This window comes from Flavobacterium fluviatile (assembly GCF_010645065.1).
GTDB lineage: Bacteria > Bacteroidota > Bacteroidia > Flavobacteriales > Flavobacteriaceae > Flavobacterium > Flavobacterium fluviatile.
On the sequence record NZ_JAADZW010000004.1, the window covers coordinates 168,491 to 187,754 of the forward strand.

Annotated in this window: 13 protein-coding genes; 9 read left to right on the forward strand and 4 right to left on the reverse strand. The window is 32.9% G+C overall.

Annotation, left to right across the window (positions count from 1 at the left end):
- Positions 1 to 108 precede the first annotated feature (108 nt).
- A complete protein-coding gene (gene gltX, locus GXM17_RS07455; RefSeq protein ID WP_163398667.1) occupies positions 109 to 1,614 on the reverse strand; it encodes a glutamate--tRNA ligase in 1,506 nt (501 codons plus the stop codon).
- Between the two features lie 162 nt (positions 1,615 to 1,776).
- Here gltX and GXM17_RS07460 point away from each other — a divergent pair, with 162 nt between their 5' ends.
- From GXM17_RS07460 to GXM17_RS07490, 7 genes are all read left to right on the forward strand, one after another.
- Positions 1,777 to 5,172 carry a DUF4175 family protein gene (locus tag GXM17_RS07460; protein ID WP_163398668.1) on the forward strand — a complete coding sequence of 1,132 codons (3,396 nt, stop codon included), beginning with the start codon at positions 1,777 to 1,779 and terminating at the stop codon, positions 5,170 to 5,172.
- Entirely contained in the window at positions 5,169 to 5,588 is a 420-nt protein-coding gene (ybeY, locus tag GXM17_RS07465; protein ID WP_163398669.1) for an rRNA maturation RNase YbeY, read from the forward strand. The genes GXM17_RS07460 and ybeY overlap by 4 nt, the downstream gene beginning before the upstream one ends.
- 298 nt (positions 5,589 to 5,886) lie before the next feature.
- Positions 5,887 to 7,758, forward strand: coding sequence for a tRNA uridine-5-carboxymethylaminomethyl(34) synthesis enzyme MnmG (mnmG, locus tag GXM17_RS07470; protein WP_163398670.1), 1,872 nt, complete (start codon positions 5,887 to 5,889; stop codon positions 7,756 to 7,758).
- A 333-nt stretch (positions 7,759 to 8,091) separates the two neighbouring features.
- Positions 8,092 to 8,940 (forward strand): class I SAM-dependent methyltransferase, encoded by an 849-nt coding sequence (locus GXM17_RS07475; protein ID WP_163398671.1) that lies wholly within the window; start codon positions 8,092 to 8,094, stop codon positions 8,938 to 8,940.
- Between the two features lie 244 nt (positions 8,941 to 9,184).
- Positions 9,185 to 9,751, forward strand: coding sequence for an OmpH/Skp family outer membrane protein (locus GXM17_RS07480; RefSeq protein WP_163398672.1), 567 nt, complete (start codon positions 9,185 to 9,187; stop codon positions 9,749 to 9,751).
- Positions 9,752 to 9,852: 101 nt separating this feature from the next.
- Positions 9,853 to 12,132: a helix-turn-helix domain-containing protein gene (locus tag GXM17_RS07485; RefSeq protein ID WP_163398673.1), complete on the forward strand. Its 2,280-nt coding sequence runs from the start codon at positions 9,853 to 9,855 to the stop codon at positions 12,130 to 12,132.
- A 54-nt stretch (positions 12,133 to 12,186) separates the two neighbouring features.
- A complete protein-coding gene (locus GXM17_RS07490) occupies positions 12,187 to 12,948 on the forward strand; it encodes a hypothetical protein (protein WP_163398674.1) in 762 nt (253 codons plus the stop codon).
- A 39-nt stretch (positions 12,949 to 12,987) separates the two neighbouring features.
- On the opposite strand, the gene GXM17_RS07495 is transcribed toward GXM17_RS07490, so the two are convergent.
- Complete coding sequence (locus GXM17_RS07495) at positions 12,988 to 13,950, reverse strand: HU domain-containing protein (RefSeq protein WP_163398675.1); 963 nt, start codon at positions 13,948 to 13,950, stop codon at positions 12,988 to 12,990.
- A gap of 244 nt (positions 13,951 to 14,194) precedes the next feature.
- Here GXM17_RS07495 and dprA point away from each other — a divergent pair, with 244 nt between their 5' ends.
- Positions 14,195 to 15,295 (forward strand): DNA-processing protein DprA, encoded by a 1,101-nt coding sequence (dprA, locus tag GXM17_RS07500; RefSeq protein ID WP_163398676.1) that lies wholly within the window; start codon positions 14,195 to 14,197, stop codon positions 15,293 to 15,295.
- Between the two features lie 473 nt (positions 15,296 to 15,768).
- On the opposite strand, the gene trpS is transcribed toward dprA, so the two are convergent.
- Positions 15,769 to 16,743 (reverse strand): tryptophan--tRNA ligase, encoded by a 975-nt coding sequence (gene trpS / locus GXM17_RS07505; protein WP_163398677.1) that lies wholly within the window; start codon positions 16,741 to 16,743, stop codon positions 15,769 to 15,771.
- 189 nt (positions 16,744 to 16,932) lie between these two features.
- Here trpS and GXM17_RS07510 point away from each other — a divergent pair, with 189 nt between their 5' ends.
- Entirely contained in the window at positions 16,933 to 17,673 is a 741-nt protein-coding gene (locus GXM17_RS07510) for a lysophospholipid acyltransferase family protein (protein ID WP_163398678.1), read from the forward strand.
- Between the two features lie 543 nt (positions 17,674 to 18,216).
- Here GXM17_RS07510 and recA read toward each other — a convergent pair.
- Positions 18,217 to 19,224 (reverse strand): recombinase RecA, encoded by a 1,008-nt coding sequence (recA, locus tag GXM17_RS07515; RefSeq protein ID WP_208796427.1) that lies wholly within the window; start codon positions 19,222 to 19,224, stop codon positions 18,217 to 18,219.
- Positions 19,225 to 19,264: the final 40 nt, after the last annotated feature.

Below are 19,264 nucleotides of genomic sequence, written 5' to 3' on the forward strand. Positions count from 1 at the left end.
TTGCTCAAATTACGAAATTTCTTCTTATTTATTTTTTTAAAGCATAAAAAAACGTCAGGCTCATTTCTCAATGTTTCCTGACGTTTCTATTTTTATTATTAAAATTATTTATAAAGTAGCAATCGCTTTCTGAATTCTCGAAATAGTTTCTTCTTTTCCGATGATTTCCACAATGTCAAATAGGTGAGGACCTTTTAATGCTCCAACTAAACTAAGTCTGAAAGGCTGCATCACTTTACCCATTCCAATTTCGTTTTTAGTTAACCAATCTTTTACGATTGCTTCGATATTTGCTGAATCAAAACCATCAATATATTCAAGTGTTGAAATCAATTCCTGCATTAAAACTGGAGTTTCTTCTTTCCAGTTTTTACTTGCTTTTTCATCATAAGTTGTTGGCGTCTGGAAAAAGAAATCTGTTAAATCCCAAAAATCTGAAACGAAATTTGCTCTTTCTTTAATCAAAGAAACAATTCTTGTAACGTCATATTTAGAAACATCAACACCTTTTTCAACTAAAATAGGAGTGAAGTCCTTCGCTAAATCAGCATCATTTTGTTTGATTAAATATTGGTGATTAAACCATTTGTTCTTTTCAGGATCAAATTTAGCTCCGGCTTTGTGAACTCGGTTTAAGTCAAAAGCTTCAACTAATTCATCAAGAGAAAATAATTCTTTATCAGTTCCGTCATTCCAACCTAAAAGAGCAAGGAAGTTTACAACAGCTTCCGGGAAAAATCCGTTTTCTCTGTAACCAGATGAGATGCCTTCTTCTGTTTTCCATTCTAATGGGAATACCGGGAAACCTAATTTATCACCATCTCTTTTAGATAATTTACCATTTCCAACAGGTTTTAAAATCAAAGGTAAATGTGCAAATTCCGGAGCATCCCAGCCAAATGCTCTGTATAATAAAACGTGAAGTGGCATAGAAGGCAGCCATTCTTCACCACGAATTACATGTGAAGTTTCCATCAAATGATCATCCACAATATTGGCTAAGTGATACGTTGGCATTCCGTCACTTTTGAACAAAACTTTATCATCAAGTAAATTGGTTTCGAATTTAACATCGCCACGAATAATGTCTTTTAAATGTAAAGTTTCATCAACCGGAGTTTTAAAACGGATTACATAATGCTCTCCATTTGCAATTCTTTTAGCAGTTTCTTCTGCAGAAATTACTAACGAAGTATCTAATTTTTCACGGTTGTGATGATTGTAAATAAATGTTTTTCCTTCTGCTTCGTGCTGCTTTCTGTGAGCATCTAAAGCTTCCGGAGTATCAAAAGCATAATATGCCCAACCCGAATTGATCAGTTGATCTGCATATTTTTGGTATAATTCTTTACGATCGCTTTGTCTGTATGGACCAAATTTTTCGTTCTTTCCAACAGTTTCTTCAGGAGCAATTCCTAACCATTCCAATGCTTCCATTATATATTCTTCAGCACCTGGAACAAAACGAGTCTGATCTGTATCTTCAATTCTTAAGTAGAATACACCATTATTTTTTTTGGCAAATAAATAATTAAACAGGGCAGTACGAACTCCGCCAATATGTAATGGTCCTGTTGGACTTGGTGCAAAACGCACACGAACTTGCTTTGACATTTGTATAAATTTTGATGCAAAGATACAACTCTGAATTAGAAAATTAGAAAATGTGTTTAATGAGATAATGTCTTGTCTGAAGCTTAATTGACTAATTTTCTAATTAATCATTATCTAATTAAAATTACTACTTTTATAGGTTATAAATTAAACAGATTCATTTTGAAAACAACATCTGCCATATATCAAAAGCTGGAAGCTTTTATTAAAAAATATTACACCAATGAATTGATAAAAGGAGCACTTCTTTTTATTGGTTTTGGTCTTTTGTATTTTTTGTTTACGCTTTTTATTGAATACTTTCTTTGGTTAAAACCTCTTGGAAGAACACTTTTATTCTGGCTTTTTATCGGGGTAGAAGTTTTTCTTTTGTTTCGTTTTATTATGTTTCCAATTTTTAAACTATTCAAACTTCAAAAAGGAATAGATTATAATCAGGCTTCGGCAATTATTGGAAACCATTTTACGGAAGTAAGTGATAAGCTGACGAACTTTTTGCAGCTTTCGTCTTCTGAGAATTCAGCTGAAAGTTCAGAATTGATGTTAGCTTCAATTGAGCAAAAAGCAAATTCATTGCAACCAATTCCGTTTGGAAATGCAATCAATTTTAATTCAAACAGAAAATATTTACCATTGGCACTTGTTCCGGTTTTGCTTTTTGCGGTGTTTTATATTTCCGGAAACAGTAATATTATTTCTCAAAGTTTAAATAGGGTAGTACATTTTAATGCGACGTTTTTACCTCCGGCACCATTCAAATTTGTAGTGCTGAATCAAAATTTACAGACAGAACAGAATAAAGATTTTATTATAAAAATGGAATCAATAGGAAACGTTGTACCCGAAAATGTAATGATTCATATTGGTGATGAAAGTTATTTTATGGAATCTTCTCAACCGGGAAAGTTTGAATTCAAAATAGAAAAACCGGTTGAAAATCTTTCATTTTCTTTTGAAGGAAATTCAGTTTCATCTGAAGAATACGAATTAAAAGTAATCACTGTTCCATCAATTGCCAACTTCGAAATGGTTCTGAATTTTCCATCATACTTAAAAAAGAAATCAGAAACAATTCAGGGAACCGGAAATGCTATCGTTCCCGAAGGTACTTTGGTAACCTGGAAAATGCACACTCAGGCGACTCAGGAAATTATTTGGAAGAATGAAAACTCAGTTTTTAAGTTTAACAAGTCAGAATATGAGTTTAAATTGAGTAAAAATATAGCTCAAAATACAGAATATCAAATTCTTACTTCGAATAATAAGATTAAAAACTACGAGAAATTAGACTATCAGCTGTCTGTTATCAAAGATCAGCATCCAACAATTACTGTAGCACCTGCGCCAGACAGTTTGAAGCTAGATAAGAATTATGTTTTAGGAAGACTTGGTGATGACTATGGTTTATCTAAATTACAGATTGTTTATTATGAGCGTAACAAACCACATACTGCAAAACGCGGAACCATTCCTGTAAAGCAAGCAATATTCGATCAGTTCGTTTTTAACTTCCCGAGCAATCTTGCAGTAGAAGAAGGAGTATCTTATGAATACTATTTTGAGATTTTTGATAACGATGCGCCACATGGTTTTAAGAGAACAAAGTCTTCTGTTTTTTCAGACAGAGTTGCTACAACGGATGAAATTCAGGATGCAGAATTGCAACAGCAAAATCAAAATATCAATAGTTTAGAGAAATCGTTAAAGAATCAGGAAAAACAGTTTTCTGAAATGGATAAAATCCAGAACACAGGAAAAGAAAAAAATAATCTGGAGTTTAAAGATCAGCAAAAAGTAAATGATTTTATCAAACGTCAGAAACAACAAGACGAAATGATGAAGCAGTTTGCTGAGAAAATGAACAAGAATTTAGACAAATTCAAAGACGACAAAAAGGATAAAACGGCTGAAGATTTACAAAAGCGTTTAGAGAATGCAGATAAAGATTTAGAGAAAAATCAAAAATTATTGGATGAATTAAAGAATCTAAATGATAAATTAAACAGCGAAGAGTTGTTTGATAAAATGGAAAAGTTTAAGCAAATCAGCAAAAATCAATCCAGAAATTTAGAACAATTAGTTGAATTAACCAAAAGATTTTATGTAGAAAAGAAAGCTGAACAAGTTGCAGAAAAGTTAGATAAGCTTGCAGAAAAACAAGAACAGCTTTCTAATAAAGATAAAGAAAACACTTCTGAAAAACAGGAAGAGATCAATAAAACATTTGATAAAATTCAGGAGGATTTAAAAGAACTGAAAGAAGAAAACAACAGTTTAAAATCGCCTTTGGATATTCCGAAAGATGCTTCCAAAGAAAAAGATGTAGAAAATGATTTGAATAAAGCTTCAGAAGAATTAAATAAGAAGAATACTTCTTCGGCTAAGCCAAAACAAAAAAGTGCTTCAAAGAAAATGAAGTCTATGGCAGAGCAAATGAGTTCAAGTATGGAAGGCGGAGAGCAAGAACAATTAGAAGAAGATGTTGCAATGCTTCGTCAGATACTGGATAATCTTCTGGCTTATTCTTTATCCCAGGAGAATGTAATGAAGCAATTTAAGTCTATGAAATTAGGTTCTTCTATATATACTAAAAATATAAAAATACAGCAAAATTTAAAACAACAGTTCAGACATGTTGATGATAGTTTGTTTGCATTGTCCCTACGTAACCCAAAAGTAGCAGAAGATGTAACCAAAGAAATTGGAAATGTTCAATATAATGTTGACAAAGCTATTGAATCTTTGACAGATGTACAGGTTCCAAAAGGAGTTTCGCATCAGCAATACGCTGTTTCATCTGCAAACAAATTAGCCGATTTTTTGAGTGATCTTTTGAATAACATGCAGATGCAGATGTCTAAACCGGGAATGGGAAAACCAAAACCAGGAAACGGTCAAGGAATGCAGTTACCTGATATTATTCAAAAGCAAAAAGGTCTTGCCGATAAAATGAAAGACGGAATGAAACCGGGAGATAAACCGGGAGATAAACCGGGTCAAGGTCAGGGTCAAAAACCGGGACAAGGACAAAGTGGTCAGGGTAAAGATGGAAAAGAAGGTCAGGGAAATAGTGGTAATAATGGTTCTTCCGGGAAAGATGGCAAAAACGGTAAAGGTGAGAAGAACAGTAAAGAAGGTGATGACGGAGAAGGAGATGCTGAAAAGATAATGGAGATTTATAAAGAGCAGGTAAAACTTCGTGAAGCTTTGCAAAAAGAATTGGCCAAAAAAGGATTAGATTCTCAGGGAAGATCTGTAATCGATCAAATGAAACAATCAGAAAAGCAACTTTTGAATAAAGGATTTAAGAATGAGAACCTTCAAAGAATCTTAAACATTCAGCAGGAACTATTAAAATTAAATAATGCAGTTCAGCAACAAGGTCAGGATACGAAGCGTCAATCTGAAACAAGTAAGAATGAATTCTCTAATCGTTCAAATGCGTTACCAGGCATATTAACTGATTATTTAAATAGTGTAGAAATTTTAAATAGACAATCACTACCTTTACGCTCAAATTTTAATCAAAAGGTTCAGGAATATTTTAATACAAAATGATCAATTTTAATTACGAAACAGATTTTATTTTAGATAACGAAGAAGCCTTTACAAATTGGTTAAGTGCTGTAATTGTTTCTGAAAAGAAAAACGAAGGAGAGATAAACTATATTTTTTGTGATGACGAATATCTTCATAAGATCAATGTAGAATATCTGGATCACGATACATTAACAGATATAATCAGTTTTGATTACACAGTTGGCAATGAGCTAAACGGAGATATTTTTGTTTCTGTAGAAAGGGTAGAAGATAATGCAAAAGATTTTAATGTTTCTTTTGAAGAAGAATTAAAACGAGTTCTGGTTCATGGTATATTACATTATTGTGGTTATAAAGACAAAACAGAAAGCGATGCAGATTTGATGCGTTCAAAAGAAGATGAAAAAATAGCTATGTTCCACGTGGAACTATAGTTTATATTTTTTTAATCAAAAATTTTATGTTCCACGTGAAACATATTTTAATTGTGGTTTAATTTTTTTTATAATGTTCCACGTGAAACATTAAGTTTTAAATCCTTTTATTTTGATGATAGTTTCTCATGAAACGATTACTAATTTTAAACTTTATATGGTTCCACGTGGAACATAATAAATGTTTTTAAAACCTGAAATTTTAAATAAAAAAAAACAACTGTTCCACGTGGAACAAAAAAAATGAAATTTAATTCTGAGAACTGACTTAACCAGTTTTTAGAGAATAATAAAACAAATGTTTTTAGAAGAATACGATGTTATTGTAGTTGGTGCCGGTCATGCAGGATCTGAAGCTGCGGCTGCGGCTGCGAACCTTGGATCAAAAACTTTATTGGTGACAATGAGTTTGCAGAATATTGCCCAGATGTCTTGCAATCCCGCTATGGGAGGAATTGCAAAAGGCCAGATCGTTCGCGAAATTGATGCGCTTGGAGGTTACTCCGGTATTGTTTCAGACAGAACGGCGATTCAGTTTAAGATGTTGAATAAATCAAAAGGACCTGCAATGTGGTCGCCAAGAGTTCAGAGTGACAGAATGCGTTTTGCTGAAGAATGGAGAATGATGCTCGAGGGAACTCCAAATCTTGATTTCTACCAGGAAATGGTTAAAGGTTTGATTATTGATAACGGAAAAATAAAAGGAATCAGAACTTCGCTTGGAGTTGAGATTCGTTCAAAATCTGTTGTTCTCACTAACGGAACTTTTCTAAACGGATTAATTCATATCGGGGATAAACAATTTGGTGGAGGCAGAGCGGGCGAGAGTGCCGCTTTCGGAATTACCGAAGATTTGGTTGCAGCAGGTTTTGAATCCGGAAGAATGAAAACAGGAACACCTCCAAGAGTAGATGGACGTTCTTTGGATTATTCGAAAATGAATGAAGAAAGAGGAGATGCGAAACCGGATAAGTTTTCGTATTCTGACTTTACGGTTCCGTTAACCCAACAGAGATCTTGTCACATGACTTATACATCATTGGATGTTCATGATATTTTAAGATCAGGTTTTGATCGTTCGCCAATGTTTAATGGAAGAATAAAAAGTATAGGTCCAAGATACTGTCCATCGATTGAAGATAAAATAAATCGTTTTGCAGATAAAGAAAGACATCAATTATTTGTGGAGCCTGAAGGATGGAAAACTTGTGAAGTTTACGTAAATGGATTTTCAACTTCGCTTCCGGAGGATATTCAGTTTAAAGCTTTACGTTCTGTAGCCGGTTTTGAAAATGTGAAATTTCTTCGTCCGGGCTATGCAATCGAATATGATTATTTTCCGCCAACACAATTAAAACATACTTTAGAAACAAAGCTTGTTGAAGGCTTATATTTTGCCGGACAAATAAACGGAACAACAGGATATGAAGAAGCAGCTTCGCAAGGTTTGATGGCCGGAATAAATGCACATTTAAAAGTTAATGAAAAAGCGCCGTTAATTTTGAAACGTGATGAAGCGTATATTGGAGTTTTGATTGATGACTTAATTACGAAAGGGACAGAAGAACCTTATCGTATGTTTACATCAAGAGCAGAATACAGAACATTGTTGCGACAAGATAATGCCGATTTCAGATTGACACCACTATCATACGAAATAGGTTTAGCTTCTGAAGATCGTATGCGAAGAATGGAACATAAATTGAATGAGTCTGAAAAGATGGTTGCTTTTTTTAAAGAAACAAGTGTTACCGTTGCAGAAGCTAATCCAATTTTGATTGAGAAAGAATCAGCTCCAATTTCGCAAGGAGATAAAATGTTTAAAGTTTTTTCGCGCCCACAAATTGAATTGGAAGATATGTTGAAATTTGAAAAAGTAGATGCTTATGTCAAAGAAAATAATCTGGATGAAGAAATTGTAGAGCAAGCGGTGATACAGGTTAAATATTCCGGATATATCGAAAAAGAAAGAAATAATGCAGATAAACTAAATCGTTTAGAGGAAGTAAAAATCCCTGAGAATTTTGATTATCATAAAATAAAATCTATGTCTATCGAGGCAAAACAAAAATTAAGCAAAATTCGTCCGATTACAATTTCTCAGGCATCCAGAATAAGCGGTGTTTCTCCAAGTGATATTTCTGTTCTTTTAATTTATATGGGCAGGTAATAAAGTTTCAAGTTTCAGGTTTCAGGTTTTGGTTTGAACCTGAAATTTTGTTTTTTTTTGATTGCAGTTTCAGGTGAAACTTGAAAGCTGAACCAATTTCAAATTGTTCCACGTGAAACCATTTTGAAATAATTTAAATAACAATAGTTGAAAGAGTTTTTATTAGAAGATAAAGTATAATAATTTCAATTTGAATAACTGGTGTGCGAATAATGAAAAACAGCAGTTAAAATAAATTTGAAAAAAATAAAGAATTTAAATAAAAAGATCCTAAGAGATTTTCATTTTTAGTGTTTCTTATGAATTAAACCAAAAAATAACCAGAATAAAAAAATGGACGTTTTAAACAAAAAGCATTTTCTTACTGTAAAAGACCATTCTGTTTCGAAAGAAATTTTTGAGTTGTATTATGATGAAAATCTGGATATGCTCATTACATCTCCACAGCCGGATTTTGAAAATCTTGGGAGATATTACGAAAGTGAGGATTATATTTCGCACACAGATAACAAACGATCCGTTTTTGAAAAAGCGTATCATTTTGTAAAAAATATTGCTTTAAAAAATAAATTGAATCTCATCAATTTAGAACAATCTAAAAAAGGAAAAATTTTAGACATTGGAGCCGGAACAGGAGATTTTTTGTTAACTGCAAAAAATGACGGCTGGAAAACTATCGGAGTAGAACCAAGTGAAAAAGCAAAAGAAATTGCGAAAAGAAAAGGAATTTCATTTGTGGAAGAATTCAGTGAATTGGAAAATAATTCTTTTGACGTAATTACAATGTGGCACGTTTTGGAACACGTACCAAATTTAGAATTACAAATTCAGGAATTGAAGCGATTATTGAAGCCAACTGGAACTTTAATTGTTGCGGTTCCAAATTTTAAATCCTACGACGCAAATCATTACGGTGAATTTTGGGCTGCTTTCGATGTGCCAATTCATTTTTGGCATTTCTCAAAAAAATCCATAAAATCTCTTTTTGAAAAAGTAGATATAAAATTAGAAAAAGTGCTTCCAATGAAATTCGATTCTTTTTATGTGAGCCTTTTGTCTGAAAAATATAAAACAGGAAAAATGAATTTCATTAAAGCATTTTTTATCGGTTTGCGATCAAATTTGAAAGCTTCCTCTACAAAAGAGTATTCATCACACATTTATGTTCTAAAAAACTGCTAAAACTTATTTTAAGCGCATTTAAGCCAATATTTTCTCTCAAGTAAGGGAAATTATTGGCTTTTTTTAGAATACGCTTTTAAGAAGAGCTATTAAATCCGGTTTTAATAACGATATTTTATATTATCAAATTGTACTATAAAGAAAACTAATATCATAAAAAAACAGCATTTTTTAAACTTTATGTCGGTGCTATTTATTTTTTTATATTTTTGTCTTTCATACATAAAAATTAGAAATTCAGAAAATGAAAAAAGCATTAGTAATTATCGCGCTTTCGGTTTTAGTTGTTTCATGTGAGAAAACGGCTGAAGTAAAGGAAGTAAAAACAGCTTACGTAGATACTTCGGTTTTGATGAAAGAGTACACTGAAGCAAAAGACCTTGAAGCAAAATACAAAGCACAATCAGAAGAAAAAGGAAGACAACTGCAAGCTGAGATAAATCGTTTTAAACAAGATGCTGCTAATTTTCAAAGTCAGGCACAGGCAAACGGTCAGGCCTGGGCGCAACAAAGAGGTGCTGAATTACAAAAAAGAGAACAGCAATTAGGTTATGCTCAACAACAATTAGCTCAGCAACTGCAACAAGAAAGCGGTGTTGAAATGGATTCTCTTGTAAGCGGTGTAAAAAAATTCATTAAAGACTACGGTAAGAAAAATGGCTATTCATATATCTACGGAACAGGTGATGCAGCAACAGTTTTATATGCAGAAGACAAATACGATATTACAAAAGAGATTGTGAAAGCCTTAAACGATAAATATAAAGCTCAGCCAAAAACAGATGCAACTAAAGAAGAGGCAAAAAAATAACAACCAAAATAACTAACTATTTTAAAAACCTAAATCTATTTACAGATTTAGGTTTTTTTATTTATAAAAATGCGATACTTTTAGTTTTCAATATACGCCCAATGCAAAACGTTTCACAAGCAGCTGCTTACACTTTACAATTCATTAATCAAACGCAAAAATCGATATTCCTGACCGGCAAAGCAGGGACAGGAAAAACTACACTTTTACGTGAAATTATTGCTACTACTCATAAAAATACGGTTGTTGTTGCACCCACCGGAATTGCTGCCTTAAATGCGGGCGGAGTCACTATTCACTCTATGTTTCAACTGCCATTTTCGGCTTTTATTCCTTCGTATGAAAATAATTCTCAGTTTACAGAAACTGTAAAATTTGAAAATAAGGAAACTTTACGCCGCCATTTTAAAATGAATAATGTGAAGCGTAATGTCATCAGAAATATGGAATTGCTGATTATTGATGAAGTAAGTATGTTACGTGCTGATTTGCTGGATGCCATAGATTATATGATGCAGACCGTACGTAAAAATTCACAGGCATTTGGAGGCGTACAGGTCCTTTTTATTGGTGATTTATTGCAGTTGCCGCCTGTGATTCGGGATGAAGAATGGCGAACTTTACGGAAGTATTACAAAGGAAAATTCTTTTTCCATTCGCATGTAATTCAGCAAAATCCGCCGCTTTATATTGAATTATCTAAGATTTACCGCCAGACTGATGATTCTTTTATCTCAGTTTTGAATAATCTTCGAAACAATCAGATTACTCCGGAGGATATCCGGATTTTAAACGAATATGTCAAACCTGATTTCGATTTGAAAAATAATCCGGGCTATATTACGCTTACCACACACAATGCAAAGGCTGATTCGATTAATGAACAGGCAATTGGTGATTTAGCAGGAAATGAGTATGCTTATCAGCCTTTTATTGTTGGAGATTTTCCCGAAAAGATATTTCCGGTTGAAGAAAATCTAAAACTGAAAGTGGGAGCACAGGTTATGTTTGTTAAAAACGACCTATCTTTTGATAAAAGATATTTCAACGGAAAAATGGGGGTCATAAAATCACTTTCATCAGAAGAAATCTTTGTGCATTTTCCGGAAGAGAATAAAACTATTGAGGTTGAAAAATACGAATGGAAAAATATCCGGTATAAAATAAACGAGCTTACAAAAGAGATAGAAGAAGATGTTTTAGGCACTTTTGCCCATTATCCTCTAAAATTGGCATGGGCAATTACGGTACATAAAAGTCAGGGACTAACTTTTGAGAAAGCTGCGCTTGATGTATCGCAAGTTTTTTTGCCCGGACAGGCATACGTAGCGTTGTCACGTTTAACTTCTTTAAAAGGCCTTATTTTGCTTTCTCCTCTTCAAATGAACGGTATTTCTAACGACCAGGATGTAATGGATTATGCATTGAATAAAGCAACTGAAGCTATTTTAGAAAAACAATTGCATTTTGAAACTAAAAATTTTATTCATAACTATTTGATTAACAGTTTTAACTGGTCAGATTTAGCTCAGGAATGGCGTAATCACAGATTTAGTTATAATGAAAATGCTGCTAATTCAGAAAAATCCAAACATTCCGTTTGGGCGCATAAGCGTCTTGATACAATTGAATTGCTGATAGATCCTTCGCAAAAATTTGTGCAACAGCTTAATAAAATTTTTAGTAAAGAAACCGTTGATTTATTTTTTGTGCAGGAAAGGGTAGTGGCGGCCTATGATTATTTTTTTAAACCTATGGATAAACTGGTTACAGATCTTTTGCAGAAAATGGCCGAAATTCAGAAATTCAAAAAAGTAAAAGAATTTTACGAAGAATTAGCTTTATTGGATGATCTGCAAACAAAGGCTGTTTTACGCATAATGAAGGCCAAATTGCTCATTGAAATTGTAGTTTCGGGCGAAACCATCTGCAAGGAAAAATTAACGTCCTCAGCGATTAAAAACTACAAATCAGATAAGATTGCGAAAATTCGCGAAGAGTTTCAAATGAGCAATACTGATATTTTTAAACTCGATGAGCCAGTTGCACGCTACACGGCCAAAAAATTAGATAAAAACGAGCCAAAAGCAATTAAGAAAACTACGGTGGAAGAAACATACGATTTGTGGATTGAGAAAAATTCGGTTCAGGATATTGCCCGTCTTCGCAAGCTTACGGTACAAACAATTGAAATGCATCTGGTAAAATTAATTCAGGCAAAAAAAATCGAAATCTCGGATGTTTTACCGTACGATAAAATATTGGCGCTGCGGGATGCTTTCGAATTTTATCAGGAGGAATCTTTAAACGGATTAAAAGAAAAGCATGGCGATGAATTTACCTGGCATGAACTTAAAATGTTTAAGGCCAGTATAAATTAAGTATCTTTAAGTGAATGTTTCACGTAAAACACAGATTAATTAATTTATAAGAAAATGAAATTTAAAATCATAACGCTATTTTTTGTTGGTCTCTTTTCAAATTTAGCTTTAAGTCAGGATTTGAAACCTGAATACCAGAAGTTCATCAAAACCTTTATCAACAGTGTAAAGAATGATAAAAAAGAAGCTGTTGCAAATATGATTTCGTATCCTTTCAAAAGGGAATATCCTATACCAGCAATCCAAAACAAAACTGAATTCATAAAGCGTTATAATGAGATTTTTGATGCGGCTTTAAAGAACGAAATTATAATATCGAATTCTGCTAAAGACTGGTCAGAAATGGGCTGGAGAGGTATTATGCTGAATCAGGGTACAATATGGTTTGATACTGACGGACGCCTGATTTCGATAAATTATGAGTCAAAATTTGAAAAGGATTTGAAAAATAAGATCATTGCTAATGAAAAAATGAAATTACATTCTTCGATAGCTAAATTTAAAAATCCCGAATGTGTATTGGAAACCAGCAAATTCAGAATTAGAATTGATGATTTAGGAAATAATAATTACAGATATGCTTCCTGGCCTTTAAAAAAGAAAATGAGTGATGAACCCGATCTTGTAATTACTAAAGGAAAGATTATTTTAGATGGAAATGGCGGAAATCATCGATTCAAATTTAAAAAAGGTCAATACATCTACGAATGTCATATATCTCCTTTACGCGAAAATGGTTCAGCTCCTGCAGGTTTGACGATCTACCAAAACAAAAAGGAAATTCTTTCTCAGGACGCTAAAATTGTTTCACGTTAAACAAAAAATCCTATTCGCTTTGAATAGGATTTTTTGTTTTTATAAATTTTCAATTAAAATCCAGGCATCCGGATTTTCAGCCTTTTGTATTTCTTTTTGAGCTTTTACAGCCTCAGCCATAGTGGCGTAACTTCCATACAAAACTGGGAATAACCCATGTTTGTTTTCATCCAGCATTCTGGCTTCGTAACCATTTTTTATTAATTGGTTATACGCTTTTTTTGCGTTCTGCTCACTTCTAAAAGCACCTGCAATAATGTGATAGGGCATTGTTTTATCAACTGATTCTGTTTTTGAAGTATCTACAGAAAGCGTTACAGCTGGTAAAGGATTTTGGATCATAAAGGTAGCTTCCTGAATTTTGTTCTGTACCTTTTTCTGAACACTACTTTCAACAACAAGTGTTTGTGTTGCAATTTCTTTTTGATAAAGCGGATAACCGATACTTCCTGTAATTCCAAGACCTAAAACGAATATTGCAGCATATTTTAAATATGAATTTGAAGATTTTCTTTCTTCATCAGCGTATAATGCAACAGGTTCTTGTTCTTCGATTCTCTGAATTTCCTTTTCGAAATTTTCTCTTTTTACCAAAGGCGAGACAAAAGGGCTCAATCCAAAGGAAGTAGTCAAATAATTATTTTGCTGGTTGGGACTGAAAACTAAATTGTTATCACTATTCAAACGAATTTCACCAATATTTTTCAAATATAAAATTCCATCCTCTTCTAAAGCCTTTTTCCAGTTTAAAATTTCAAAAGCAATGGCACTGACAGCAAAACCATAAGATGTTTTTTCTGTATTGGCTATATGATTTGCCAGCAAACCATCATTGTTTTTGATTTGACTGTTGAAAGAAACCATTTTCTTAGGTGGAAAAAACGAATTTGTGCTTTCAGTAAGCTGTGCGGACTGAATTTCAGTTAAGAATGCGCCAAATCCTGGAACCGTTACACACTGATAACGATATAATAACTGCGAGATGTAAGTTTCGATTTTCATACTAACAAAGTTATGCATCCAATATAGTTATCAAAAATTTATTCACAATTTTTATTAACAATCTGAATATTATTGCAGATGTTTATTTTCCAGTCAGTTAAATTATTTTTGATTTAGTGATTAATTCTTTTTGACTTTGAAAAGCTTAGTTTTTGAAAGAATTTACTTGTAATTATTATATTTGCTAAAATAAAAACAAAATCTTGTTTTTAAAAATTTTCATCCTTAAAAATTATATAAGCCCATGTCAGAACAAGATTTATTTTATTTATTAGCCTTATTGCGGGTAGAGGGTGTCGGAGATATTATGGCTAAGAAATTATTGGCCAATTTTGGCAGTGCCGAAGAGATTTTCAAGGCAAAAACAAACCAAATTGCTGCCATAGATGGAATTGGATCAGTATTATTGAAAAATATCAAGGATAAAACTGTATTTGAAAAAGCAAACAGGGAACTTGAATTCATCAATAAAAATAATATACAAGTGTCTTTTTTTAAAGACGAAAATTATCCTGATCGTCTAAAACATTGTATAGATTGCCCGGTGTTAATTTTTTCTGCCGGAAATATTAGTTTAGAAAATAAAAGAATAATAAGTATTGTCGGTACAAGACAAATTACGTCATACGGAATTGAATTTTGCAGAACACTGATTGAAGATCTGTCTCCTTTAAATCCCATAATTGTTAGTGGTTTTGCATATGGAGTTGACATTGTAGCACATCAGCTGGCGATAGAAAATAAACTGCAGACTATTGGTGTATTAGCGCATGGATTAAATCAGATTTATCCGAAAGTACATAAAAAATACATGTCAAAAATGGAGGAGAATGGAGGTTTCATAACCGAGTTTTGGAGCTCAGCCAATCCTGACAAAGAGAACTTCGTCAGACGAAACCGAATTGTTGCCGGAATGTCCGAAGCTACAATCGTTATAGAATCTGCTGACAGAGGAGGCTCACTCATTACAGCCAATATAGCAAACGACTATAATCGTGATGTTTTTGCCGTTCCCGGCCGTGTAACTGACAAATACAGTCAGGGCTGCAATCAATTGATTAAAACACAAAAAGCAAGTGTACTAACCTGTGCTGCCGATTTGGTTTATATGCTCAATTGGGATATTAAAAGCGATATAAAACCCGTTCAGAAACAATTGTTCGTTGAACTGGAATCGGAAGAACAAATAATCTACGATTTCCTTCTTAAAAATGGGAAAGAACTGCTTGATATAATTGCACTTCAATGTGAATTTCCGATTTATAAAATATCAGGAATTCTTTTAAATATGGAATTAAAAGGAGTAATCAGGCCTTTGCCGGGGAAATTATTTGAGGCAATTTAATCTTAATGATCTGATTTATGAGACTTGAAAATATTTATGAAAAATAAAATTAAGGACAGCCCACAAAATAACATATGAACCATAAAATTTTCGAAAGACAATAATGCTAATGTGAGTATAATGATCTCAAAATGTGCAATAGAAAAACAGAAGTTTGTCTTTCGACGAAAGAGAAAAATTATTAAATATCCAATGATAAAAAGAATTTGAGAAAAGGTAAAAATTAATGCAGTATAAAAAACCTGATTCGAAAAATCATATGCCCATCCAACAGTTTTGTTTATTCCGTATGACTGCTCATTTCCAAATAAATAACCCAATATAAAGCCAAATCCATAAAGGAATATTAAGAGAAAACAGAGATAATTTGTAAATATTTTTCTCAGCATTTTATTTAATTATTTTTTAAATCGATTTTGTAAATTTTACATAAAAAACCCGACAATATTTTTAAACTGTCGGGTTTGCAATATTTATTTACCAAATCCAAGTACTTCCCGAACCCTGGCCAAAACGCCATCGGCTACAACAGAAGCTTTTGAAGCTCCTTTTTTCAATAAAGCATCAACTTCTTCGAGGTTGTTTATGTAATAATTGTATCGCTCTCTTTCTGTTTTGAATTTCTCAGTAATTAATTCAAATAAAGCTTGTTTGGCATGACCATAACCATAATTTCCACCTAAATAATTGGATCTCATTTGAGCAATCTGAGCTTCATCTGCTAAAAGGGAATAGATTGCAAAAGCATTACAGGTATAAGGATTTTTAGGAGCTTCAAGCGGAGTACTATCAGTTTCAATGCTCATCACCTGTTTTCTTAAAGCTTTATCGTCTAAGAAAATGTTAATGATATTGTTGGCAGATTTACTCATTTTCCCACCGTTTGTTCCAGGAATAAGCATGATATTTTCCTGAATTTTAGCTTCAGGAAGTACAAAAGTTTCACCCATTTGATGATTGAAACGGGAAGCCACATCACGCGTGATTTCAAGATGCTGCAATTGGTCTTTTCCAACCGGAACAAATTCGGCATCATAAAGCAAAATATCTGCAGCCATTAACATCGGGTAGGTAAAAAGTCCGGCATTAACGTCATCTAAACGGTCTGATTTATCTTTGAAAGAATGTGCTAAAGTCAAACGCTGATAAGGAAAAAAGCAACTTAAATACCAGGTCAGTTCAGCTGTCTGAGCTACGTCAGACTGTCTGTAAAATGTAACTTTATCCGGGTTTAAACCACATGCAAGCCATGCTGCAGCTGTACTATAGGTATTTTCTCTTAATGTTTTACCGTCTTTTATTTGAGTAATCGAATGCAAATCAGCTATAAACAAATACGATTCGTTTGCCGGATTATTTGATAATTCGATTGCAGGAATAATTGCCCCTAATAAATTGCCTAAGTGTGGTGTTCCGGTACTCTGAACCCCGGTTAGTATTTTTGCCATTTTATTTTTTTCTTAAACGCAAATATTGCAAAGTTTTTACAATATCCGAAAGGTTATTTTTTCTTATTCGCAAAGTTCGCAAAGTTTTTTGCAATGCTCTTAGTGTTTAGAAGTTTTGTTTTCTTAAAATGGCAAAAAATCTGTCCATCGAAAATCTAAATTCACATCTGTTTTCTTACATTTGAAGCTATGAAAGGAATTAAAATTATTTTTTGGATTTTTTGGCGTATTTGGTTTTACATTTTAATGGCCATTCCAATATTGATTATGCTGCCATTTTTAGTGGCTTCAATTATAACGGAGAGCGGATATCCCTATTTTTTTAAAATGGCCCGCATTTGGGCAAAATTCATCCTTTTCGGGATGGGTTTTTATTATAAAGTAGAGCGTCTGCAAAAGCTGGAAAAAGGCAAAAGTTACATGATTGTTGCTAACCATACTTCAATGACGGATATCATGCTGATGCTGGCAATTATAAAAAACCCGTTTGTTTTTGTTGGGAAGAAAGAGTTGGTAAAGATTCCGTTGTTTGGATTTTTCTATAAAAGAACCTGTATTTTAGTGGATAGAAATTCTTCAAAAAGTAAAAACGAAGTTTTTAAAAGAGCTCAAAACAGATTAAATCAAGGACTTAGCATTTGTATTTTTCCTGAAGGAGGTGTCCCTGATGATGAATTAGTTTTATTGGATGAATTTAAAGATGGTGCTTTTAGATTGGCAATAGATCATCAGATTCCAATTGTTCCAATCGTTTTTGCTGATAATAAAGAGCGTTTCTCTTATACTTTTTTAAGCGGAAGTCCCGGTAAGATGAGAGTAAAAATTTTCCCTTTTATTGAAACAAAAGAATTAACAGGAGAAGACAGAAAAGATCTTCGTGACCAAACCAGACAATTGATTTACAAAGGATTACTTGAATTTAAGAAGTAATTTGATGAGATAAAATAAAACATTAAACCCGGTAAGCTGAAAAGTTTACCGGGTTTTAATTTTGAACTAAAACCCCTTTTATATTCAAAATTTATCTGTGAATTATTTTTTCTGAAATAAATCGTAATATTTTTTTAATTTTTGATTTGTTCTTTTTACGATTTTTATTCAACTCGACTTCTTTTTTTTCTTTCATGGTGTGAAATATTAAAGTTTATAAAAAAGAGTTAATCAAACTCCAGTTAACTGTAATAATATAGAGTATTACAAATTAAAATGGTTGCGTAAAAAAAAGAAGAAAAATCTGAAAATAATAAAAACCCGTTAGTAACCAAACAAAAACTAACGGATTTTTATTGAAAGATAACCACCAAACTTATTCTAAAAAGTATTGAAAGTATTATGACAACCTTTCAAAGTTTTTACGTTTATAAAGATGATATAATTCATAAAAGGTTGCTTCATTTTTTTGAATTTTTAAAATAAAAAACCCGACATTCAAATGTCGGGTTTAAAAGAGTCTGTAACTCAGATTTATAAAGTTTAAGCATTAGCCAATTCTTTAATATATTCTTTAATTTTTGTTTCTAATTCATCAGCTAATTCCGGATTATCTTTAATTAAAGTCTTAACGGCATCACGTCCTTGACCTAATTTAGTATCTCCGTAGCTAAACCATGATCCTGCTTTTTTAATAATATCAAATTCAACAGCCAAATCCAATATTTCTCCGGTTTTTGAAACCCCTTCTCCGTACATAATATCAAATTCAGCAGTTTTAAATGGTGGGGCAACTTTGTTTTTTACAATTTTCACTTTAGTTCTGTTTCCAATAACATTTTCACCATCTTTTATTTGGGCTGAACGACGGATATCCAAACGTACCGAAGCGTAAAATTTCAATGCATTACCACCGGTTGTAGTTTCAGGATTTCCAAACATTACACCTATTTTTTCCCTCAATTGGTTGATAAAGAAAACGGTACAATTTGTCTTGCTGATAGTCCCGGTAAGTTTTCTTAAGGCCTGTGACATTAATCGGGCATGAAGACCCATTTTTGAATCTCCCATTTCGCCTTCGATTTCACTTTTTGGAGTCAATGCGGCAACAGAGTCAATAACCACAATATCTATTGCGCCAGAACGAATAAGATTTTCGGCAATTTCTAAAGCCTGCTCCCCGTTATCCGGCTGAGAAATAATCAGGTTTTCTATATCTACCCCTAATTTTTCAGCATAGTTTCTATCGAATGCATGTTCGGCATCAATAAAAGCAGCGATTCCTCCTGCTTTTTGTGCTTCTGCAATTGCATGTAAAGTAAGAGTGGTTTTACCAGATGATTCCGGACCGTAAATTTCGATAATTCTTCCCTTTGGATATCCGTTTACTCCAAGTGCTAAATCAACACCAAGCGAACCAGAAGAAATTGTTTCAACTTCTACAATAGCTTTGTCGCCCATTTTCATTACGGTTCCTTTTCCGTAAGTTTTATCTAATTTATCTAGTGTAAGCTGTAACGCTTTTAATTTGGCATCTTTCTCTGAACTCATCTTTTCTTTTTCTTTTTCTTTCATCTAAAATTTATAACTT